Annotated in this window: 13 protein-coding genes; 9 read left to right on the top strand and 4 right to left on the bottom strand. The window is 50.3% G+C overall.

Annotated features, from left to right (window positions below):
• Window positions 1-204: 204 nt before the first annotated feature.
• A complete protein-coding gene (locus tag EFER_RS12065; protein ID WP_000785824.1) occupies window positions 205-1,488 on the bottom strand; it encodes a citrate synthase in 1,284 nt (427 codons plus the stop codon).
• Between the two features lie 201 nt (window positions 1,489-1,689).
• Complete coding sequence (locus EFER_RS24910) at window positions 1,690-1,800, bottom strand: hypothetical protein (RefSeq protein ID WP_419715432.1); 111 nt, start codon at window positions 1,798-1,800, stop codon at window positions 1,690-1,692.
• Window positions 1,801-2,181: 381 nt separating this feature from the next.
• Between EFER_RS24910 and sdhC the strand changes: the two genes are divergently transcribed.
• From sdhC to EFER_RS12010, 9 genes are all read left to right on the top strand, one after another.
• Window positions 2,182-2,586, top strand: coding sequence for a succinate dehydrogenase cytochrome b556 subunit (sdhC, locus tag EFER_RS12055; RefSeq protein ID WP_000263355.1), 405 nt, complete (start codon window positions 2,182-2,184; stop codon window positions 2,584-2,586).
• Complete coding sequence (gene sdhD / locus EFER_RS12050) at window positions 2,580-2,927, top strand: succinate dehydrogenase membrane anchor subunit (protein WP_000254365.1); 348 nt, start codon at window positions 2,580-2,582, stop codon at window positions 2,925-2,927. The genes sdhC and sdhD overlap by 7 nt, the downstream gene beginning before the upstream one ends.
• The gene (gene sdhA / locus EFER_RS12045) at window positions 2,927-4,693 is read left to right on the top strand and encodes a succinate dehydrogenase flavoprotein subunit (protein WP_000775547.1); all 1,767 of its coding nucleotides are present in this window, start codon (window positions 2,927-2,929) and stop codon (window positions 4,691-4,693) included. Before sdhD ends, sdhA begins: the two co-directional genes overlap by 1 nt.
• Window positions 4,694-4,708: 15 nt before the next feature.
• On the top strand, window positions 4,709-5,425 hold the full coding sequence (gene sdhB, locus EFER_RS12040) for a succinate dehydrogenase iron-sulfur subunit SdhB (protein WP_001235263.1): 717 nt from the start codon (window positions 4,709-4,711) through the stop codon (window positions 5,423-5,425).
• Window positions 5,426-5,680: 255 nt separating this feature from the next.
• The gene (gene sucA, locus EFER_RS12030; protein WP_001181487.1) at window positions 5,681-8,482 is read left to right on the top strand and encodes a 2-oxoglutarate dehydrogenase E1 component; all 2,802 of its coding nucleotides are present in this window, start codon (window positions 5,681-5,683) and stop codon (window positions 8,480-8,482) included.
• A gap of 14 nt (window positions 8,483-8,496) precedes the next feature.
• Window positions 8,497-9,714, top strand: coding sequence for a 2-oxoglutarate dehydrogenase complex dihydrolipoyllysine-residue succinyltransferase (gene odhB / locus EFER_RS12025; RefSeq protein WP_000099835.1), 1,218 nt, complete (start codon window positions 8,497-8,499; stop codon window positions 9,712-9,714).
• A 93-nt stretch (window positions 9,715-9,807) separates the two neighbouring features.
• The gene (gene sucC, locus EFER_RS12020) at window positions 9,808-10,974 is read left to right on the top strand and encodes an ADP-forming succinate--CoA ligase subunit beta (RefSeq protein ID WP_001048602.1); all 1,167 of its coding nucleotides are present in this window, start codon (window positions 9,808-9,810) and stop codon (window positions 10,972-10,974) included.
• Window positions 10,974-11,843, top strand: coding sequence for a succinate--CoA ligase subunit alpha (gene sucD / locus EFER_RS12015; RefSeq protein ID WP_000025458.1), 870 nt, complete (start codon window positions 10,974-10,976; stop codon window positions 11,841-11,843). Before sucC ends, sucD begins: the two co-directional genes overlap by 1 nt.
• A 352-nt stretch (window positions 11,844-12,195) precedes the next feature.
• On the top strand, window positions 12,196-13,098 hold the full coding sequence (locus tag EFER_RS12010) for a LysR substrate-binding domain-containing protein (RefSeq protein WP_001214250.1): 903 nt from the start codon (window positions 12,196-12,198) through the stop codon (window positions 13,096-13,098).
• 7 nt (window positions 13,099-13,105) lie between these two features.
• On the opposite strand, the gene EFER_RS12005 is transcribed toward EFER_RS12010, so the two are convergent.
• Complete coding sequence (locus EFER_RS12005) at window positions 13,106-14,758, bottom strand: class I fumarate hydratase (RefSeq protein WP_000042552.1); 1,653 nt, start codon at window positions 14,756-14,758, stop codon at window positions 13,106-13,108.
• A gap of 62 nt (window positions 14,759-14,820) precedes the next feature.
• On the bottom strand, window positions 14,821-16,110 hold the full coding sequence (locus EFER_RS12000; protein WP_000723567.1) for a dicarboxylate/amino acid:cation symporter: 1,290 nt from the start codon (window positions 16,108-16,110) through the stop codon (window positions 14,821-14,823).
• Between the last annotated feature and the right edge of the window lie 105 nt (window positions 16,111-16,215).

The raw sequence follows: 16,215 nt of genomic DNA, 5'->3' as shown, positions 1-16,215 counted from the left end.
AGATAAAGGTCATATTGTGTCATTAACGGTGCGCCATGGCATGGTTAATTAATGCACTAACCGGGCAGGTATAACGGTTGCGGAGTTTGTGACCTCTCTGATCGATAATAAATACGTCTTTTTATTGATTATCAATATCTTTGCTGTTGGTGCAGAAATAAAAAACCTGCGTGAAAAACACGCAGGGTTTTGTCGGTGTCATTTTTACTTCTTAATATCCGACTTAAAATCACGCTGCGCGTAGCCGGTGTACAGCTGACGTGGGCGGGCGATTTTCATTCCTTCGCTGTGCATTTCGTTCCAGTGGGCGATCCAGCCTACGGTACGTGCCATTGCAAAGATAACGGTAAACATGGAAGACGGAATACCCATCGCTTTCAGGATAATACCAGAATAGAAATCGACGTTCGGGTACAGTTTCTTCTCGATAAAGTACGGGTCGTTCAGCGCAATGTGCTCAAGTTCCATCGCCACTTCCAGCAACTCATCTTTGCTGCCCAGCTCTTTCAGCACTTCGTGACAGGTTTCACGCATTACAGTGGCACGTGGATCATAATTTTTATAGACGCGGTGACCAAAGCCCATCAGGCGGAAAGAGTCATTTTTATCTTTCGCACGACGCATAAATTCTGGAATGTGTTTCACTGAGCTGATTTCTTCCAGCATTTTCAGTGCAGCTTCGTTGGCGCCGCCGTGTGCCGGTCCCCACAAAGAAGCAATACCTGCGGCGATACAGGCGAACGGGTTTGCACCAGAAGAGCCAGCGGTACGCACGGTAGAGGTAGAAGCGTTCTGTTCATGGTCAGCATGCAGGATCAGAATACGATCCATTGCGCGTTCCAGAATGGGGTTAACTTCATACGGTTCACACGGCGTAGAGAACATCATATGCAGGAAGTTGCCTGCGTAAGAGAGATCGTTACGTGGGTAAACAAAAGGCTGACCAATAGAATATTTGTAACACATTGCCGCCATGGTTGGCATTTTTGACAACAGGCGATAAGCCGCAATCTCACGATGACGTGGGTTATTGACATCCAGGGAGTCATGATAGAAAGCTGCAAGGGCACCAGTGATACCGCACATAACAGCCATTGGATGCGAGTCGCGACGGAAAGCGTGGAACAGGCGGGTGATTTGCTCATGAATCATGGTATGGCGGGTAACGGTCTTTTTGAACTCGTCATACTGTTCCTGAGTCGGTTTCTCACCATAAAGCAGGATATAGCACACTTCCAGATAACTTGATTCGGTTGCCAGCTGGTCGATAGGGAAACCGCGATGCAACAAAATACCTTCGTCACCATCAATAAAAGTTATTTTAGATTCACATGATGCAGTAGAGGTGAATCCAGGATCAAAAGTAAACATGCCTTTTGAGCCGAGGCTACGAATGTCGATAACGTCCTGTCCGAGCGTGCCTTTCAGCACATCCAGTTCAATAGCAGAATCACCATTGAGAGTGAGCTTTGCTTTTGTATCAGCCATTTACGGTCTCCTTAGCGCCTTATTGCTTAAGACTGCCGGAACTCACACTTGCTTCGTACATCAATAACTGTCACCCCTTTGTTATTTGGCTCGCCGCTCTGTGGCAGAGTGGATGACCAGGGTACAGAGCTATGGGCGCTTGCAGGTAAAACAGTTAATTAATGGCGATTAAATAGCAAATCAAGAACTTAGCAATCCGTATTATTTAACCTGACTATCACTAATAACTTTACTGAATGAATCGGTCAATACTTTCTCACCGTTACATAACGAAACTTCAACAGTAATTAACACTTCATAACTTTTACGCATTGTATGCTTTTTCTGGTGATGTTTGTAACAATTTTGTTGAATGAATGTCAAATCCAATGGTTAAAAATTAAAAAAATGTTGTTATCGTGACCCGGATCACTGTTCGGGATAAAACATCACAAACTATATGTAGGTTAATTGTAATGATTTTGTGAAAGTCCTATACTGCCGCCAGGTCTTCGGAATCCCCTGCAATCCCGAGCCACCCAGCGTTTTGGCGTGTCGTTTTAACATCTGGAAGCAGTGTTTTATATGACTCGTGGTTATAGATAAGGACGCTGTCTGACCCGCAAGCAGACCGGAGAAAGGAAATCCCAATGTCTCCTGGTAACAGAACATTAACATCTGTGCCTGTAGTCCAAAGGGAATAATAAGAACAGCATGTGGGCGTTATTCATGATAAGAAATGTGAAAAAACAAAGACCTGTTAATCTGGACCTACAGACCATCCGGTTCCCCGTCACGGCGATAGCGTCCATTCTCCATCGCGTTTCCGGTGTGATCACCTTTGTTGCAGTGGGCATCCTGCTGTGGCTTCTGGGTACCAGCCTCTCTTCCCCTGAAGGTTTCGAGCAAGCTTCCGCGATTATGGGCAGCTTCTTCGTCAAATTTATCATGTGGGGCATTCTTACCGCTCTGGCATATCACGTCGTCGTAGGTATTCGCCACATGATGATGGATTTTGGCTATCTGGAAGAAACATTCGAAGCGGGTAAACGCTCCGCCAAAATCTCCTTTGTTATTACTGTCGTGCTTTCACTTCTCGCAGGAGTCCTCGTATGGTAAGCAACGCCTCCGCATTAGGACGCAATGGCGTACATGATTTCATCCTCGTTCGCGCTACCGCTATCGTCCTGACGCTTTACATCATTTATATGGTCGGTTTTTTCGCTACCAGTGGCGAGCTGACATATGAAGTCTGGATTGGTTTCTTCGCCTCTGCGTTCACCAAAGTGTTCACCCTGCTGGCGCTGTTTTCTATCTTGATCCATGCCTGGATCGGCATGTGGCAGGTGTTGACCGACTACGTTAAACCGCTGGCCTTGCGCCTGATGCTGCAACTGGTGATTGTCGTTGCACTGGTGGTTTACGTGATTTATGGATTCGTTGTGGTGTGGGGTGTGTGATGAAATTGCCAGTCAGAGAATTTGATGCAGTTGTGATTGGTGCCGGTGGCGCAGGTATGCGCGCGGCGCTGCAAATTTCCCAGAGCGGCCAAACCTGTGCGCTGCTCTCCAAAGTCTTCCCGACCCGTTCCCATACCGTTTCTGCGCAAGGCGGCATTACTGTTGCGCTGGGTAATACCCATGAAGATAACTGGGAATGGCATATGTACGACACCGTAAAAGGTTCGGACTATATCGGTGACCAGGACGCGATTGAATATATGTGTAAAACCGGGCCGGAAGCGATTCTGGAACTGGAACACATGGGCCTGCCGTTCTCGCGCCTTGATGATGGTCGTATCTATCAACGTCCGTTTGGTGGCCAGTCGAAAAACTTCGGCGGCGAGCAGGCGGCACGTACTGCTGCGGCAGCTGACCGTACCGGTCACGCACTGTTGCACACGCTTTATCAGCAGAACCTGAAAAACCACACCACCATTTTCTCCGAGTGGTATGCGCTGGATCTGGTGAAGAACCAGGATGGCGCGGTAGTTGGTTGTACCGCACTGTGCATCGAAACCGGTGAAGTGGTTTACTTCAAAGCCCGTGCGACTGTGCTGGCAACCGGCGGGGCAGGGCGTATTTATCAGTCCACCACCAACGCGCACATTAACACCGGCGACGGCGTCGGCATGGCTATCCGTGCAGGTGTACCTGTGCAGGATATGGAAATGTGGCAGTTCCACCCGACCGGTATAGCAGGTGCGGGCGTACTGGTCACCGAAGGTTGCCGTGGTGAAGGCGGTTATCTGCTGAACAAACATGGCGAACGCTTTATGGAGCGTTATGCGCCGAACGCCAAAGACCTGGCGGGCCGTGACGTGGTGGCGCGTTCCATCATGATCGAAATCCGTGAAGGTCGCGGCTGTGATGGTCCGTGGGGGCCACATGCAAAACTGAAACTCGATCACCTGGGTAAAGAAGTTCTCGAATCCCGTCTGCCGGGTATCCTTGAACTCTCCCGTACCTTCGCACACGTCGATCCGGTGAAAGAGCCGATTCCGGTTATCCCAACCTGTCACTACATGATGGGCGGTATTCCGACCAAAGTGACCGGTCAGGCGCTGACGGTGAACGAGAAAGGCGAAGATGTGGTTGTTCCGGGGCTGTTCGCGGTAGGTGAAATCGCTTGTGTATCGGTACACGGCGCTAACCGTCTTGGCGGCAACTCGCTGCTGGACCTGGTGGTCTTTGGTCGCGCAGCGGGCCTGCATCTGCAAGAGTCTATTGCCGAGCAGGGCGCACTGCGCGATGCCAGCGAGTCTGATGTTGAAGCGTCTCTGGAGCGTCTGAATCGCTGGAACAACAACCGTAATGGTGAAGATCCGGTGGCGATTCGTAAAGCACTGCAAGAATGTATGCAGCATAACTTCTCGGTCTTCCGTGAAGGTGATGCGATGGCAAAAGGGCTTGAGCAGTTGAAAGTGATCCGCGAGCGTTTGAAAAATGCCCGTCTGGATGACACTTCCAGCGAGTTCAACACCCAGCGCGTTGAATGCCTGGAACTGGATAACCTGATGGAAACGGCGTATGCAACGGCTGTTTCTGCCAACTTCCGTACCGAAAGCCGTGGCGCGCATAGCCGCTTCGACTTCCCGGATCGTGATGATGAAAACTGGCTGTGCCACTCCCTGTATCTGCCAGAGTCGGAATCCATGACGCGTCGAAGCGTCAATATGGAACCGAAACTGCGCCCGGCATTCCCGCCGAAGATTCGTACTTACTAATGCGGAGACAGGAAAATGAGACTCGAGTTTTCAATTTATCGCTATAACCCGGATGTTGATGATGCTCCGCGTATGCAGGATTACACCCTGGAAGCGGAAGAAGGTCGCGACATGATGCTGCTGGATGCGCTTATCCAGTTGAAAGAGAAAGATCCCAGCCTGTCGTTCCGTCGTTCCTGCCGTGAAGGTGTGTGCGGTTCCGACGGTCTGAACATGAACGGTAAGAATGGTCTGGCCTGTATTACCCCGATTTCGGCACTCAACCAGCCGGGCAAGAAGATTGTGATTCGCCCGCTGCCAGGTTTACCGGTGATCCGCGATTTGGTGGTAGACATGGGACAATTCTATGCGCAATATGAGAAAATTAAGCCTTACCTGTTGAATAATGGACAAAATCCGCCAGCTCGCGAGCATTTACAGATGCCAGAGCAGCGCGAAAAACTCGACGGGCTGTATGAATGCATTCTCTGCGCATGTTGTTCAACCTCTTGTCCGTCTTTCTGGTGGAATCCCGATAAGTTTATCGGCCCGGCAGGCTTGTTAGCGGCATATCGTTTCCTGATCGATAGCCGTGATACCGAGACTGACAGCCGCCTCGACGGTTTGAGCGATGCATTCAGTGTATTCCGCTGTCACAGCATCATGAACTGCGTCAGTGTATGTCCGAAAGGGCTGAACCCGACGCGCGCTATCGGCCATATCAAGTCGATGTTGTTGCAACGTAATGCATAAATTCCAGGCCTGATAAGACGCGCAAGCGTCGCATCAGGCAACCAGGGCCGGATGCGGCGTGAACGCCTTATCCGGCCTGCAAAAGAATTGCAGGAAATCTTTAAAAACTGCCCCTGACACTAAGACAGTTTTTAAAGGTTCCTTCGCGAGCCACTACGTAGACAAGAGCTCGCAAGTGAACCCCGGCACGCACATCACTGTGCGTGGTAGTATCCACGGCGAAGTAAGCATAAAAAAGATGCTTAAGGGATCACGATGCAGAACAGCGCTTTGAAAGCCTGGTTGGACTCTTCTTACCTCTCTGGCGCAAACCAGAGCTGGATAGAACAGCTCTATGAAGACTTCTTAACCGATCCTGACTCGGTTGACGCTAACTGGCGTTCGACGTTCCAGCAGTTACCTGGTACGGGAGTCAAACCGGATCAATTCCACTCTCAAACGCGTGAATATTTCCGCCGCCTGGCGAAAGACGCTTCACGTTACTCTTCAACGATCTCCGACCCTGACACCAATGTGAAGCAGGTTAAAGTCCTGCAGCTCATTAACGCATACCGCTTCCGCGGTCACCAGCATGCGAATCTCGATCCGCTGGGGCTGTGGCAGCAAGAGAAAGTGGCCGATCTGGATCCGTCTTTCCACGATCTGACCGAAGCAGACTTCCAGGAGACCTTCAACGTCGGTTCATTTGCCAGCGGCAAAGAAACCATGAAACTCGGCGAGCTGCTGGAAGCCCTCAAGCAAACCTACTGCGGCCCGATTGGTGCCGAGTACATGCACATTACCAGCACCGAAGAAAAACGCTGGATCCAACAGCGTATCGAGTCTGGTCGCGCGACTTTCAATAGCGAAGAGAAAAAACGCTTCTTAAGCGAACTGACCGCCGCTGAAGGCCTTGAACGTTACCTCGGCGCAAAATTCCCTGGCGCAAAACGCTTCTCGCTGGAAGGCGGTGACGCGTTAATCCCGATGCTTAAAGAGATGATCCGCCATGCTGGCAACAGCGGCACCCGTGAAGTGGTTCTTGGGATGGCGCACCGTGGTCGTCTGAACGTGCTGGTTAACGTGCTGGGTAAAAAACCGCAAGACTTGTTCGACGAATTTGCCGGCAAACATAAAGAACACCTCGGCACGGGCGACGTGAAATACCACATGGGCTTCTCGTCTGACTTCCAGACCGATGGCGGCCTGGTTCACCTGGCGCTGGCGTTTAACCCGTCTCACCTTGAGATTGTAAGCCCGGTAGTTATCGGTTCTGTTCGTGCCCGTCTGGACAGACTCGACGAGCCGAGCAGCAACAAAGTGCTGCCAATCACCATCCACGGTGACGCCGCAGTGACCGGGCAGGGCGTGGTTCAGGAAACCCTGAACATGTCGAAAGCGCGTGGTTATGAAGTTGGCGGTACGGTACGTATCGTTATCAACAACCAGGTTGGCTTCACCACCTCTAACCCGCTGGATGCCCGTTCTACGCCGTACTGTACTGATATCGGCAAGATGGTACAGGCACCGATTTTCCACGTTAATGCGGATGATCCGGAAGCCGTTGCCTTTGTGACCCGTCTGGCGCTCGATTTCCGTAACACCTTTAAACGTGATGTCTTCATCGACCTGGTGTGCTACCGCCGTCACGGCCACAACGAAGCCGACGAGCCGAGTGCAACTCAGCCGCTGATGTATCAGAAAATCAAAAAACATCCGACGCCGCGCAAAATCTACGCTGACAAGCTGGAGCAGGAAAAAGTCGCGACGCTGGAAGATGCCACCGAGATGGTTAACCTGTACCGCGATGCGCTGGATGCTGGCGATTGCGTGGTAGCAGAGTGGCGTCCGATGAACATGCACTCTTTCACCTGGTCGCCGTACCTCAACCACGAATGGGACGAAGAGTACCCGAACAAAGTTGAGATGAAGCGCCTGCAGGAACTGGCTAAACGTATCAGTACGGTGCCGGAAGCGGTTGAAATGCAGTCTCGCGTTGCCAAAATTTATGGCGATCGCCAGGCAATGGCTGCCGGTGAGAAACTGTTCGACTGGGGCGGCGCGGAAAACCTCGCTTACGCCACTCTGGTTGATGAAGGCATTCCGGTCCGCCTGTCGGGTGAAGACTCCGGTCGCGGTACCTTCTTCCATCGTCATGCGGTGATCCACAACCAGTCCAACGGTTCTACTTACACGCCGCTGCAACATATCCATAATGGTCAGGGCGCGTTCCGCGTCTGGGACTCCGTACTGTCTGAAGAAGCAGTGCTGGCGTTTGAATACGGTTATGCCACCGCAGAGCCGCGCACGCTGACTATCTGGGAAGCGCAGTTTGGTGACTTCGCTAACGGTGCGCAGGTGGTTATCGACCAGTTCATCTCCTCTGGCGAACAGAAATGGGGTCGGATGTGTGGCCTGGTGATGTTGCTGCCGCACGGTTACGAAGGGCAGGGGCCGGAGCACTCCTCCGCGCGTCTGGAACGTTATCTGCAACTTTGCGCTGAGCAAAACATGCAGGTGTGCGTACCGTCTACCCCGGCACAGGTTTACCACATGCTGCGTCGTCAGGCGCTGCGCGGGATGCGCCGTCCGCTGGTGGTGATGTCGCCGAAATCCCTGCTGCGTCATCCGCTGGCGGTTTCCAGCCTCGAAGAACTGGCGAACGGCACCTTCCTGCCAGCCATTGGCGAAATCGACGAGCTTGATCCGAAGGGCGTGAAGCGCGTAGTGATGTGTTCTGGTAAGGTTTATTACGACCTGCTGGAACAACGCCGTAAGAACAATCAACACGATGTCGCCATCGTCCGTATCGAGCAACTCTATCCGTTCCCGCATAAAGCGATGCAGGAAGTGTTGCAGCAGTTTGCTCACGTCAAGGATTTTGTCTGGTGCCAGGAAGAGCCGCTCAACCAGGGCGCATGGTACTGCAGCCAGCATCATTTCCGTGAAGTGATTCCGTTTGGGGCTTCTCTGCGTTATGCAGGCCGCCCGGCCTCCGCCTCTCCGGCGGTAGGGTATATGTCCGTTCACCAGAAACAGCAACAAGATCTGGTTAATGACGCGCTGAACGTCGAATAAATAAAGGATACACAATGAGTAGCGTAGATATTCTGGTCCCTGACCTGCCTGAATCCGTAGCCGATGCCACCGTCGCAACCTGGCATAAAAAACCCGGCGACGCAGTTGTACGTGATGAAGTGCTGGTAGAAATCGAAACTGACAAAGTGGTACTGGAAGTACCGGCATCAGCAGACGGCATTCTGGATGCGGTTCTGGAAGATGAAGGTACAACCGTAACGTCTCGTCAGATCCTTGGTCGCCTGCGTGAAGGTAACAGCGCGGGTAAAGAAACCAGCGCCAAATCTGAAGAGAAAGCGTCCACTCCGGCGCAACGCCAGCAGGCGTCTCTGGAAGAGCAAAATAACGATGCGTTAAGCCCGGCGATCCGTCGCCTGCTGGCTGAACACAATCTTGATGCCAGCGCCATTAAAGGCACCGGTGTAGGTGGTCGTCTGACCCGTGAAGATGTGGAAAAACATCTGGCGAAAGCCCCGGCGAAAGAGTCTGCACCGGCAGCAGCTACTACGGCGGCGCAACCGGCTCTGGCTGCACGTAGCGAAAAACGTGTTCCGATGACTCGCCTGCGTAAGCGCGTGGCAGAGCGTCTGCTGGAAGCGAAAAACTCTACCGCCATGCTGACCACGTTCAACGAAGTCAACATGAAGCCGATTATGGATCTGCGTAAGCAGTATGGTGAAGCGTTTGAAAAACGTCACGGCATCCGTCTGGGCTTTATGTCCTTCTACGTGAAAGCGGTGGTTGAAGCCCTGAAACGTTACCCGGAAGTGAATGCTTCTATCGACGGCGATGATGTGGTTTACCACAACTATTTCGACGTCAGCATGGCGGTTTCTACGCCGCGCGGCCTGGTGACGCCGGTTCTGCGTGATGTGGATACCCTCGGCATGGCAGACATCGAGAAGAAAATCAAAGAGCTGGCAGTTAAAGGACGTGACGGCAAGCTGACGGTTGAAGATCTGACCGGTGGTAACTTCACCATCACCAACGGTGGTGTGTTCGGTTCCCTGATGTCTACGCCTATCATCAACCCGCCGCAGAGCGCAATTCTGGGTATGCACGCTATCAAAGATCGTCCGATGGCAGTGAATGGTCAGGTTGAGATCCTGCCGATGATGTACCTGGCGCTGTCCTACGATCACCGTCTGATCGATGGTCGCGAGTCCGTGGGCTTCCTGGTAACGATCAAAGAGTTGCTGGAAGATCCGACGCGTCTGCTGCTGGACGTGTAGTAGTTTAAGTTTCACCTGCACTGTAGACCGACGTGGATAGGGTGTCGGTCTACGGTTTAAAAGATAACGATTACTGAAGGATGGACAGAACACATGAACTTACATGAATATCAGGCAAAACAACTGTTTGCCCGCTATGGCTTACCAGCACCGGTGGGTTATGCCTGTACTACTCCGCGCGAAGCAGAAGAAGCCGCTTCAAAAATCGGTGCCGGTCCGTGGGTAGTGAAATGTCAGGTTCACGCTGGTGGCCGCGGTAAAGCGGGCGGTGTGAAAGTTGTAAACAGCAAAGAAGACATCCGTGCTTTTGCAGAAAACTGGCTGGGCAAGCGTCTGGTAACGTATCAAACAGATGCTAATGGCCAACCGGTTAACCAGATTCTGGTTGAAGCAGCGACCGATATCGCTAAAGAGCTGTATCTTGGTGCCGTTGTAGACCGTAGTTCCCGTCGCGTGGTCTTTATGGCCTCCACTGAAGGCGGCGTGGAAATCGAAAAAGTGGCGGAAGAAACTCCGCACCTGATCCACAAAGTTGCGCTTGATCCGCTGACTGGCCCGATGCCGTATCAGGGACGCGAGCTGGCGTTCAAACTGGGCCTGGAAGGTAAACTGGTTCAACAGTTCACCAAAATTTTCATGGGCCTGGCGACCATTTTCCTTGAGCGCGACCTTGCTCTTATCGAAATTAACCCGCTGGTTATTACCAAACAGGGCGATCTGATCTGCCTCGACGGCAAACTGGGTGCTGATGGCAACGCACTGTTCCGCCAGCCTGATCTGCGCGAAATGCGCGACCAGTCGCAGGAAGATCCACGTGAAGCACAGGCTGCACAGTGGGAACTGAACTACGTTGCGCTGGACGGTAACATCGGTTGTATGGTTAACGGCGCAGGTCTGGCGATGGGCACCATGGACATCGTTAAACTGCACGGCGGCGAACCGGCTAACTTCCTGGACGTTGGCGGTGGCGCAACCAAAGAACGTGTAACCGAAGCATTCAAAATCATCCTCTCTGACGACAAAGTGAAAGCCGTTCTGGTTAACATCTTCGGCGGTATCGTTCGTTGCGACCTGATCGCTGACGGTATCATCGGCGCGGTAGCGGAAGTGGGTGTTAACGTACCGGTCGTGGTACGTCTGGAAGGTAACAACGCCGAACTCGGCGCGAAGAAACTGGCTGACAGCGGCCTGAATATTATTGCAGCAAAAGGTCTGACGGATGCAGCTCAGCAGGTTGTTGCCGCAGTGGAGGGGAAATAATGTCCATTTTAATTGATAAAAACACCAAGGTTATTTGCCAGGGCTTTACTGGTAGCCAGGGGACTTTCCACTCTGAACAGGCCATTGCATACGGCACTAAAATGGTTGGCGGCGTAACCCCAGGTAAAGGCGGTACTACCCACCTCGGTCTGCCGGTGTTCAACACCGTGCGTGAAGCCGTTGCTGCCACTGGCGCTACCGCTTCTGTTATTTACGTACCGGCTCCGTTCTGCAAAGACTCCATTCTGGAAGCCATCGACGCAGGTATCAAACTGATTATCACCATCACTGAAGGCATCCCGACGCTGGATATGCTGACCGTGAAAGTGAAACTGGACGAAGCTGGCGTACGCATGATCGGCCCGAACTGCCCAGGCGTTATCACTCCGGGTGAATGTAAAATCGGCATCCAGCCGGGTCACATTCACAAACCGGGTAAAGTGGGTATCGTTTCCCGTTCCGGTACACTGACCTATGAAGCGGTTAAACAGACCACGGATTACGGTTTCGGTCAGTCGACCTGTGTCGGTATCGGCGGCGACCCGATCCCAGGCTCTAACTTTATCGACATCCTCGAAATGTTCGAAAAAGATCCGCAGACCGAAGCGATCGTGATGATCGGTGAGATCGGCGGTAGCGCTGAAGAAGAAGCCGCGGCTTACATCAAAGAGCACGTTACCAAGCCAGTTGTGGGCTACATCGCTGGTGTGACTGCGCCGAAAGGCAAACGTATGGGCCACGCTGGCGCTATCATCGCTGGTGGTAAAGGGACTGCGGATGAGAAATTTGCTGCTCTGGAAGCCGCAGGCGTGAAAACCGTTCGCAGCCTGGCTGACATCGGTGAAGCTCTGAAAACTGTTCTGAAATAAATACTTGTAATAAGAAATAGCCCTCGCCGCTTCCCTCTACAGGAATGGCGAAGGGCTGTCGGTTTCGACATGGTTGGCCATCGTATGATGGCCTTTTTTATGCTTTGCAGTTGGGTGGTAATATTTTATGTTGCACTTTTCTTATTACGTAAAAAAATGCTCAACACTCAACTATCTTACATAAGATAATTCACGTTTTAATCTATAACCTGGTGGGTGATTTATATATTTATTCTTTTGCGAGTTTGTTTTAATTAAACCATCGGGCTGGTTGGTAGCTTTAAAATAACACGCGGTGGTGAAGGGATATCATCCGGCTTGCAGAAAATAAATGACTTTCAGAGATTGGCATATGAGAGGAAAAATACCGAAAACAGAACTTCTGATCGCTTTTGAGGCGGTGGCCCGCTATGAAAGCTATACCCGGGCGGCAGAAGATCTGGCATTGACACAGAGTGCCGTGTTCCGTCAGATTACTGCTCTGGAAGAGTTTTTGTGCACACCACTGTTTGACCATGCGAAAAAGCGTATTACCCTGAATTCTGCTGGAAAATATTATCTCGGTATTATCAAAGAAACACTTCATAAGATGGAGCGCGATACGCATGCCATTATGAGTTGGCAACCGAAAGTGCAGGTAATAGAACTGGCAGTCAATCCAACTTTTAGTACCCACTGGTTAATACCCAGTCTGCGGGAGTTCAGCGAACTTAACCCGGATATTATTGTTAATATATATTCACTTTCGAGTGTGGATGATTTTCTTCATCGGGAATATGACGCGGCAATTATGCGTGAAGATTTTTGTACCCACTGGGCAGAAGTCGAATTTCTTTTTGAAGAGGAAATTCTACCTGTATGCAGCAGTACACTACTTGCGCCTGAAGATCAAAAATTATCAGTAAAACAGTTGGTTAGTGATATACAGTTGTTGCATCAAAGCACTCGTATGAATGCATGGCAGGAGTGGTTTGCGCTTTCAGGTATTATGCATTCAGGTATTAATAAAGGCCCACGTTATGATTTATTATCCATGTTGATTGCGGCCGTGCGTTCCAATCTTGGCGTGGCGTTGCTTCCCCGCTTTGCAATTCAGCGAGATCTTGATAATGGCGAAATGATTATTCCCTGTGATGTACCGATTCGCACCGGAAATCGATTTGTTTTGACGTGGCGGGAAGAGAAAAATAAATCCCGCCATTTGCAGATTTTTCGTGACTGGCTGCGGGAAAAGTCGCAAACCACCATGCTTTGAGCATCTTTTATTTGCCTGCCAGACAACTGTTGCAATGGCATGACTGCTCAAACTGACTAAAGAAGTTATTTCCTTTGTCATCCACCAACAGAAAAGCAGGCAGGTGTTCCACTTCCATCATCCACACTGCTTCCATACCCAGTTCAGGATATTCAATACAACGCAGGCTTTTCACATATTGCTGGGCCAGAAGTGCCGCCGCACCACCAATACTGCCGAGATTAAAACCACCATGTTTTTTGCAGGCATCGGTAACCTGTTGACTACGATTGCCTTTTGAGAGCATCACCAGGCTACCACCTGCGGCCTGAAATGCATCTACGTAGCCATCCATCCGACCACCGGTCGTCGGGCCCAGAGAACCGCAAGGGTAACCTTCCGGTGTTTTTGCTGGTCCGGCGTAATATACAATGTGTTTTTTCATATATTCTGGTAGCGGTTCGCCATACTCTAATCGGGTTTTAATTTTTGCATGGGCAATATCCCGGGCGACAACTATAGGGCCAGTTAGTGAGAGGCGTGCGCCAATGGGCAAACGAGATAAATCACTTCTGATTGCATCTAACGGTCGATTCAGATCAATTTCCACTACCTGAGAATTGCTTTCCGTACGTAGCGGTTGCGGTATCAAACGTCCGGGATTACGTTCGAGTTTTTCCAGCCAGATACCCTGTTTGTTAATTTTGGCTTTGATATTGCGATCAGCGGAGCAGGAGAGGGCCATCGCAATCGGGCAAGAGCCGCCATGACGCGGCAGACGAATCACCCGAATATCATGAGCAAAATATTTGCCGCCAAATTGTGCCCCTATACCAAATTCCCGGCTGGCATTAAGGAGAGTAACTTCCAATGCCATATCACGAAATGCCTGGCCCAGTTCATTACCGATGGTGGGGAGATAATCGTAATATTTAGTTGATGCCAGTTTGGCTACCTTTAACGCCTGGTCTGCTGAAAGCCCGCCCACGACAAAAGCGATATGGTATGGTGGACAGGCCGCAGTACCCAGAGACTTCATTTTATCAATCAGAAACTGGGTCAGTTTTTCTGGTTGTAAAATAGATTTCGTTTCCTGAAACAAGGCTGCTTTATTGGCTGAACCACCCCCTTTATTTATAAATAAAAATTGGTATTCACTACCTGGTGTGGCGCTGATATCTATTTGTGCTGGTAGGTTAGTTTGCGTATTAATTTCGTTATACATATCCAGCGGTGCATTCTGCGAATAGCGCAGATTATTTTCCTGAAAGGTGGTGTAAATTCCTTTACTTAAGTATTCGGCATCGTTAACACCTGTCCAAATATTTTGCCCTTTGCTGGCGATAATCGTCGCTGTTCCTGTGTCCTGACAGTTAGGCAGAATCCCTCCGGCTGACACTTCAGCGTTGCGCAGCAGTTGCAAAGCCACATACTTGTCGTTACTGCTGGCATGGGGATCGAGCAGAATACTGGCGACCTGTGCTAAATGTTCAGTACGCAAGAAAAAAGATGCATCATGAAATGCCCGTTGTGCCAGTAATGTTAAGGCTTCCGGGGCGATTTTAATGATTTCGTTATCGTCAAGCTGTGTAACAGTAATATATTGATCACTGAATAATTCATACTCGGTAATATCTTCACTTAACGTAAAGAGCTCCTGCCAGACAAAGGGCTTAGACATTTTTTTCTCATCTTAAAAGTAGGTGGCAAAGTTAGGTTAATTGTGACGCCAGGCGAAACGAATTAAGGTAGCTCCATTTCTGACAGTTCAGTCTCGCTTTTACCTGATGGTGTCCCCCGACATCCGACACCAAAATGCTCCCCCTCCCAACGACTCACAATGGCTGCACCCATGGCATTACTCATGACGTTAGTGGCAGAACGGCCCATATCGAGGAAAGGATCGACTCCCATTAACAGAATTAGGCCTGCTTCGGGAATATTGAATTGATTAAGCGTTGCGGCAATGACCACCATCGAGGCGCGTGGTACGCCGGCCATGCCTTTGGAGGTCAACATCAGGATGAGCAACATCGTAATCTGCTCTCCAGCGCCTAAATTTATATTACAGGCCTGGGCAATAAAGACTGTGGCAAATGAACAGTAGGCCATTGATCCTACAAGGTTAAAAGAGTAACCGATGGGCAATACGAAACTGGCAATTTTAGGCGATACACCAAATTCTTCGAGTTTACTCAGTGTGCCTGGAAATGCCGCTTCGGAACTGGAAGTCGTAAAAGCCAATAGCATTGGTTCCATAAGCATTTTGGTGAGTCGTTTGATACACGGCCCAACTAACGCTGCTGTGACACCAATTAGTAGTACCCACAGTATGGTCAGTGTGAAGTAAAACTCACCCATAAATATTCCGGTACTGATCATTACCCCGAGACCCCGTTCAGCGATTAGCGCGGAGATAGCAGCAAATACCGTCAGGGGAGCAAACAACATCACATAGCCTGTTAGTTTCAGCATGGCATGTACCAGTGAATCGAGTACATTGACCATCGCTGTTCCTTTGTCACCTATTGCCCCCAAACTGCAACCGAGAAACAATGAGAAAATGACAATTTGCAGAATTTCATTGCGTGCCATGGCGTCCGCAATGCTGGTTGGCACTGCATGGGAAACAAACGCCCGCAGGGTAAAAGGTTCAGCGGGAATAGCGGCAACAACACTTGTGTCAGTAGGGACGAAATTGATACCAGTGCCGGGTTCAAAAAGATTTACCGTTATAAGACCAAGCGCGATTGAGATTAATGAGGCGCAGACGAACAGGAAAAATGTTTTAGTAAATATACGCCCCAACGTTTTTGCATCGCCCATTTTGGCAATGCCGACAACCAGTGTTGAAATTACCAGGGGAGCGATGATCATTTTGATCATACGTAAAAATATCGTGGTTAATATTGATATTTCTTGCGAGTATACCTTAGCTGTCTCCGGTGACGCTGTATTATAAATAACCTCTCCGGAAATAATGCCGAGAATAAGTCCAAATATAATCATTTGGGTTAAATTTATTTTCTTCATTATTACTCCTTCGATAAAGGGTTGGCGAGCGAGGTCTCGAATTACCTGACTGAGAAGCGACTTCAGATTCGTCAACAGTGTTGATAGCCTGACGTTAAGGATTAA

It is taken from the genome of Escherichia fergusonii ATCC 35469, from assembly GCF_000026225.1.
GTDB classification, from domain to species: domain Bacteria; phylum Pseudomonadota; class Gammaproteobacteria; order Enterobacterales; family Enterobacteriaceae; genus Escherichia; species Escherichia fergusonii.
This window is presented reverse-complemented; position numbering and strand designations above follow the sequence as displayed.

Excerpts from the sequence above, each read along its gene's own strand:
- odhB (WP_000099835.1), top strand. The coding sequence starts at position 8,497 with ATGAGTAGCGTAGATATTCTGGTCCCTGACCTGCCTGAATCCGTAGCC.
- EFER_RS12000 (WP_000723567.1), bottom strand. The coding sequence starts at position 16,110 with ATGAAGAAAATAAATTTAACCCAAATGATTATATTTGGACTTATTCTC.
- sdhC (WP_000263355.1), top strand. The coding sequence starts at position 2,182 with ATGTGGGCGTTATTCATGATAAGAAATGTGAAAAAACAAAGACCTGTT.
- sdhB (WP_001235263.1), top strand. The coding sequence starts at position 4,709 with ATGAGACTCGAGTTTTCAATTTATCGCTATAACCCGGATGTTGATGAT.
- EFER_RS24910 (WP_419715432.1), bottom strand. The coding sequence starts at position 1,800 with ATGCGTAAAAGTTATGAAGTGTTAATTACTGTTGAAGTTTCGTTATGT.
- sucD (WP_000025458.1), top strand. The coding sequence starts at position 10,974 with ATGTCCATTTTAATTGATAAAAACACCAAGGTTATTTGCCAGGGCTTT.
- EFER_RS12010 (WP_001214250.1), top strand. The coding sequence starts at position 12,196 with ATGAGAGGAAAAATACCGAAAACAGAACTTCTGATCGCTTTTGAGGCG.
- EFER_RS12005 (WP_000042552.1), bottom strand. The coding sequence starts at position 14,758 with ATGTCTAAGCCCTTTGTCTGGCAGGAGCTCTTTACGTTAAGTGAAGAT.
- sucA (WP_001181487.1), top strand. The coding sequence starts at position 5,681 with ATGCAGAACAGCGCTTTGAAAGCCTGGTTGGACTCTTCTTACCTCTCT.
- EFER_RS12065 (WP_000785824.1), bottom strand. The coding sequence starts at position 1,488 with ATGGCTGATACAAAAGCAAAGCTCACTCTCAATGGTGATTCTGCTATT.
- sucC (WP_001048602.1), top strand. The coding sequence starts at position 9,808 with ATGAACTTACATGAATATCAGGCAAAACAACTGTTTGCCCGCTATGGC.
- sdhA (WP_000775547.1), top strand. The coding sequence starts at position 2,927 with ATGAAATTGCCAGTCAGAGAATTTGATGCAGTTGTGATTGGTGCCGGT.
- sdhD (WP_000254365.1), top strand. The coding sequence starts at position 2,580 with ATGGTAAGCAACGCCTCCGCATTAGGACGCAATGGCGTACATGATTTC.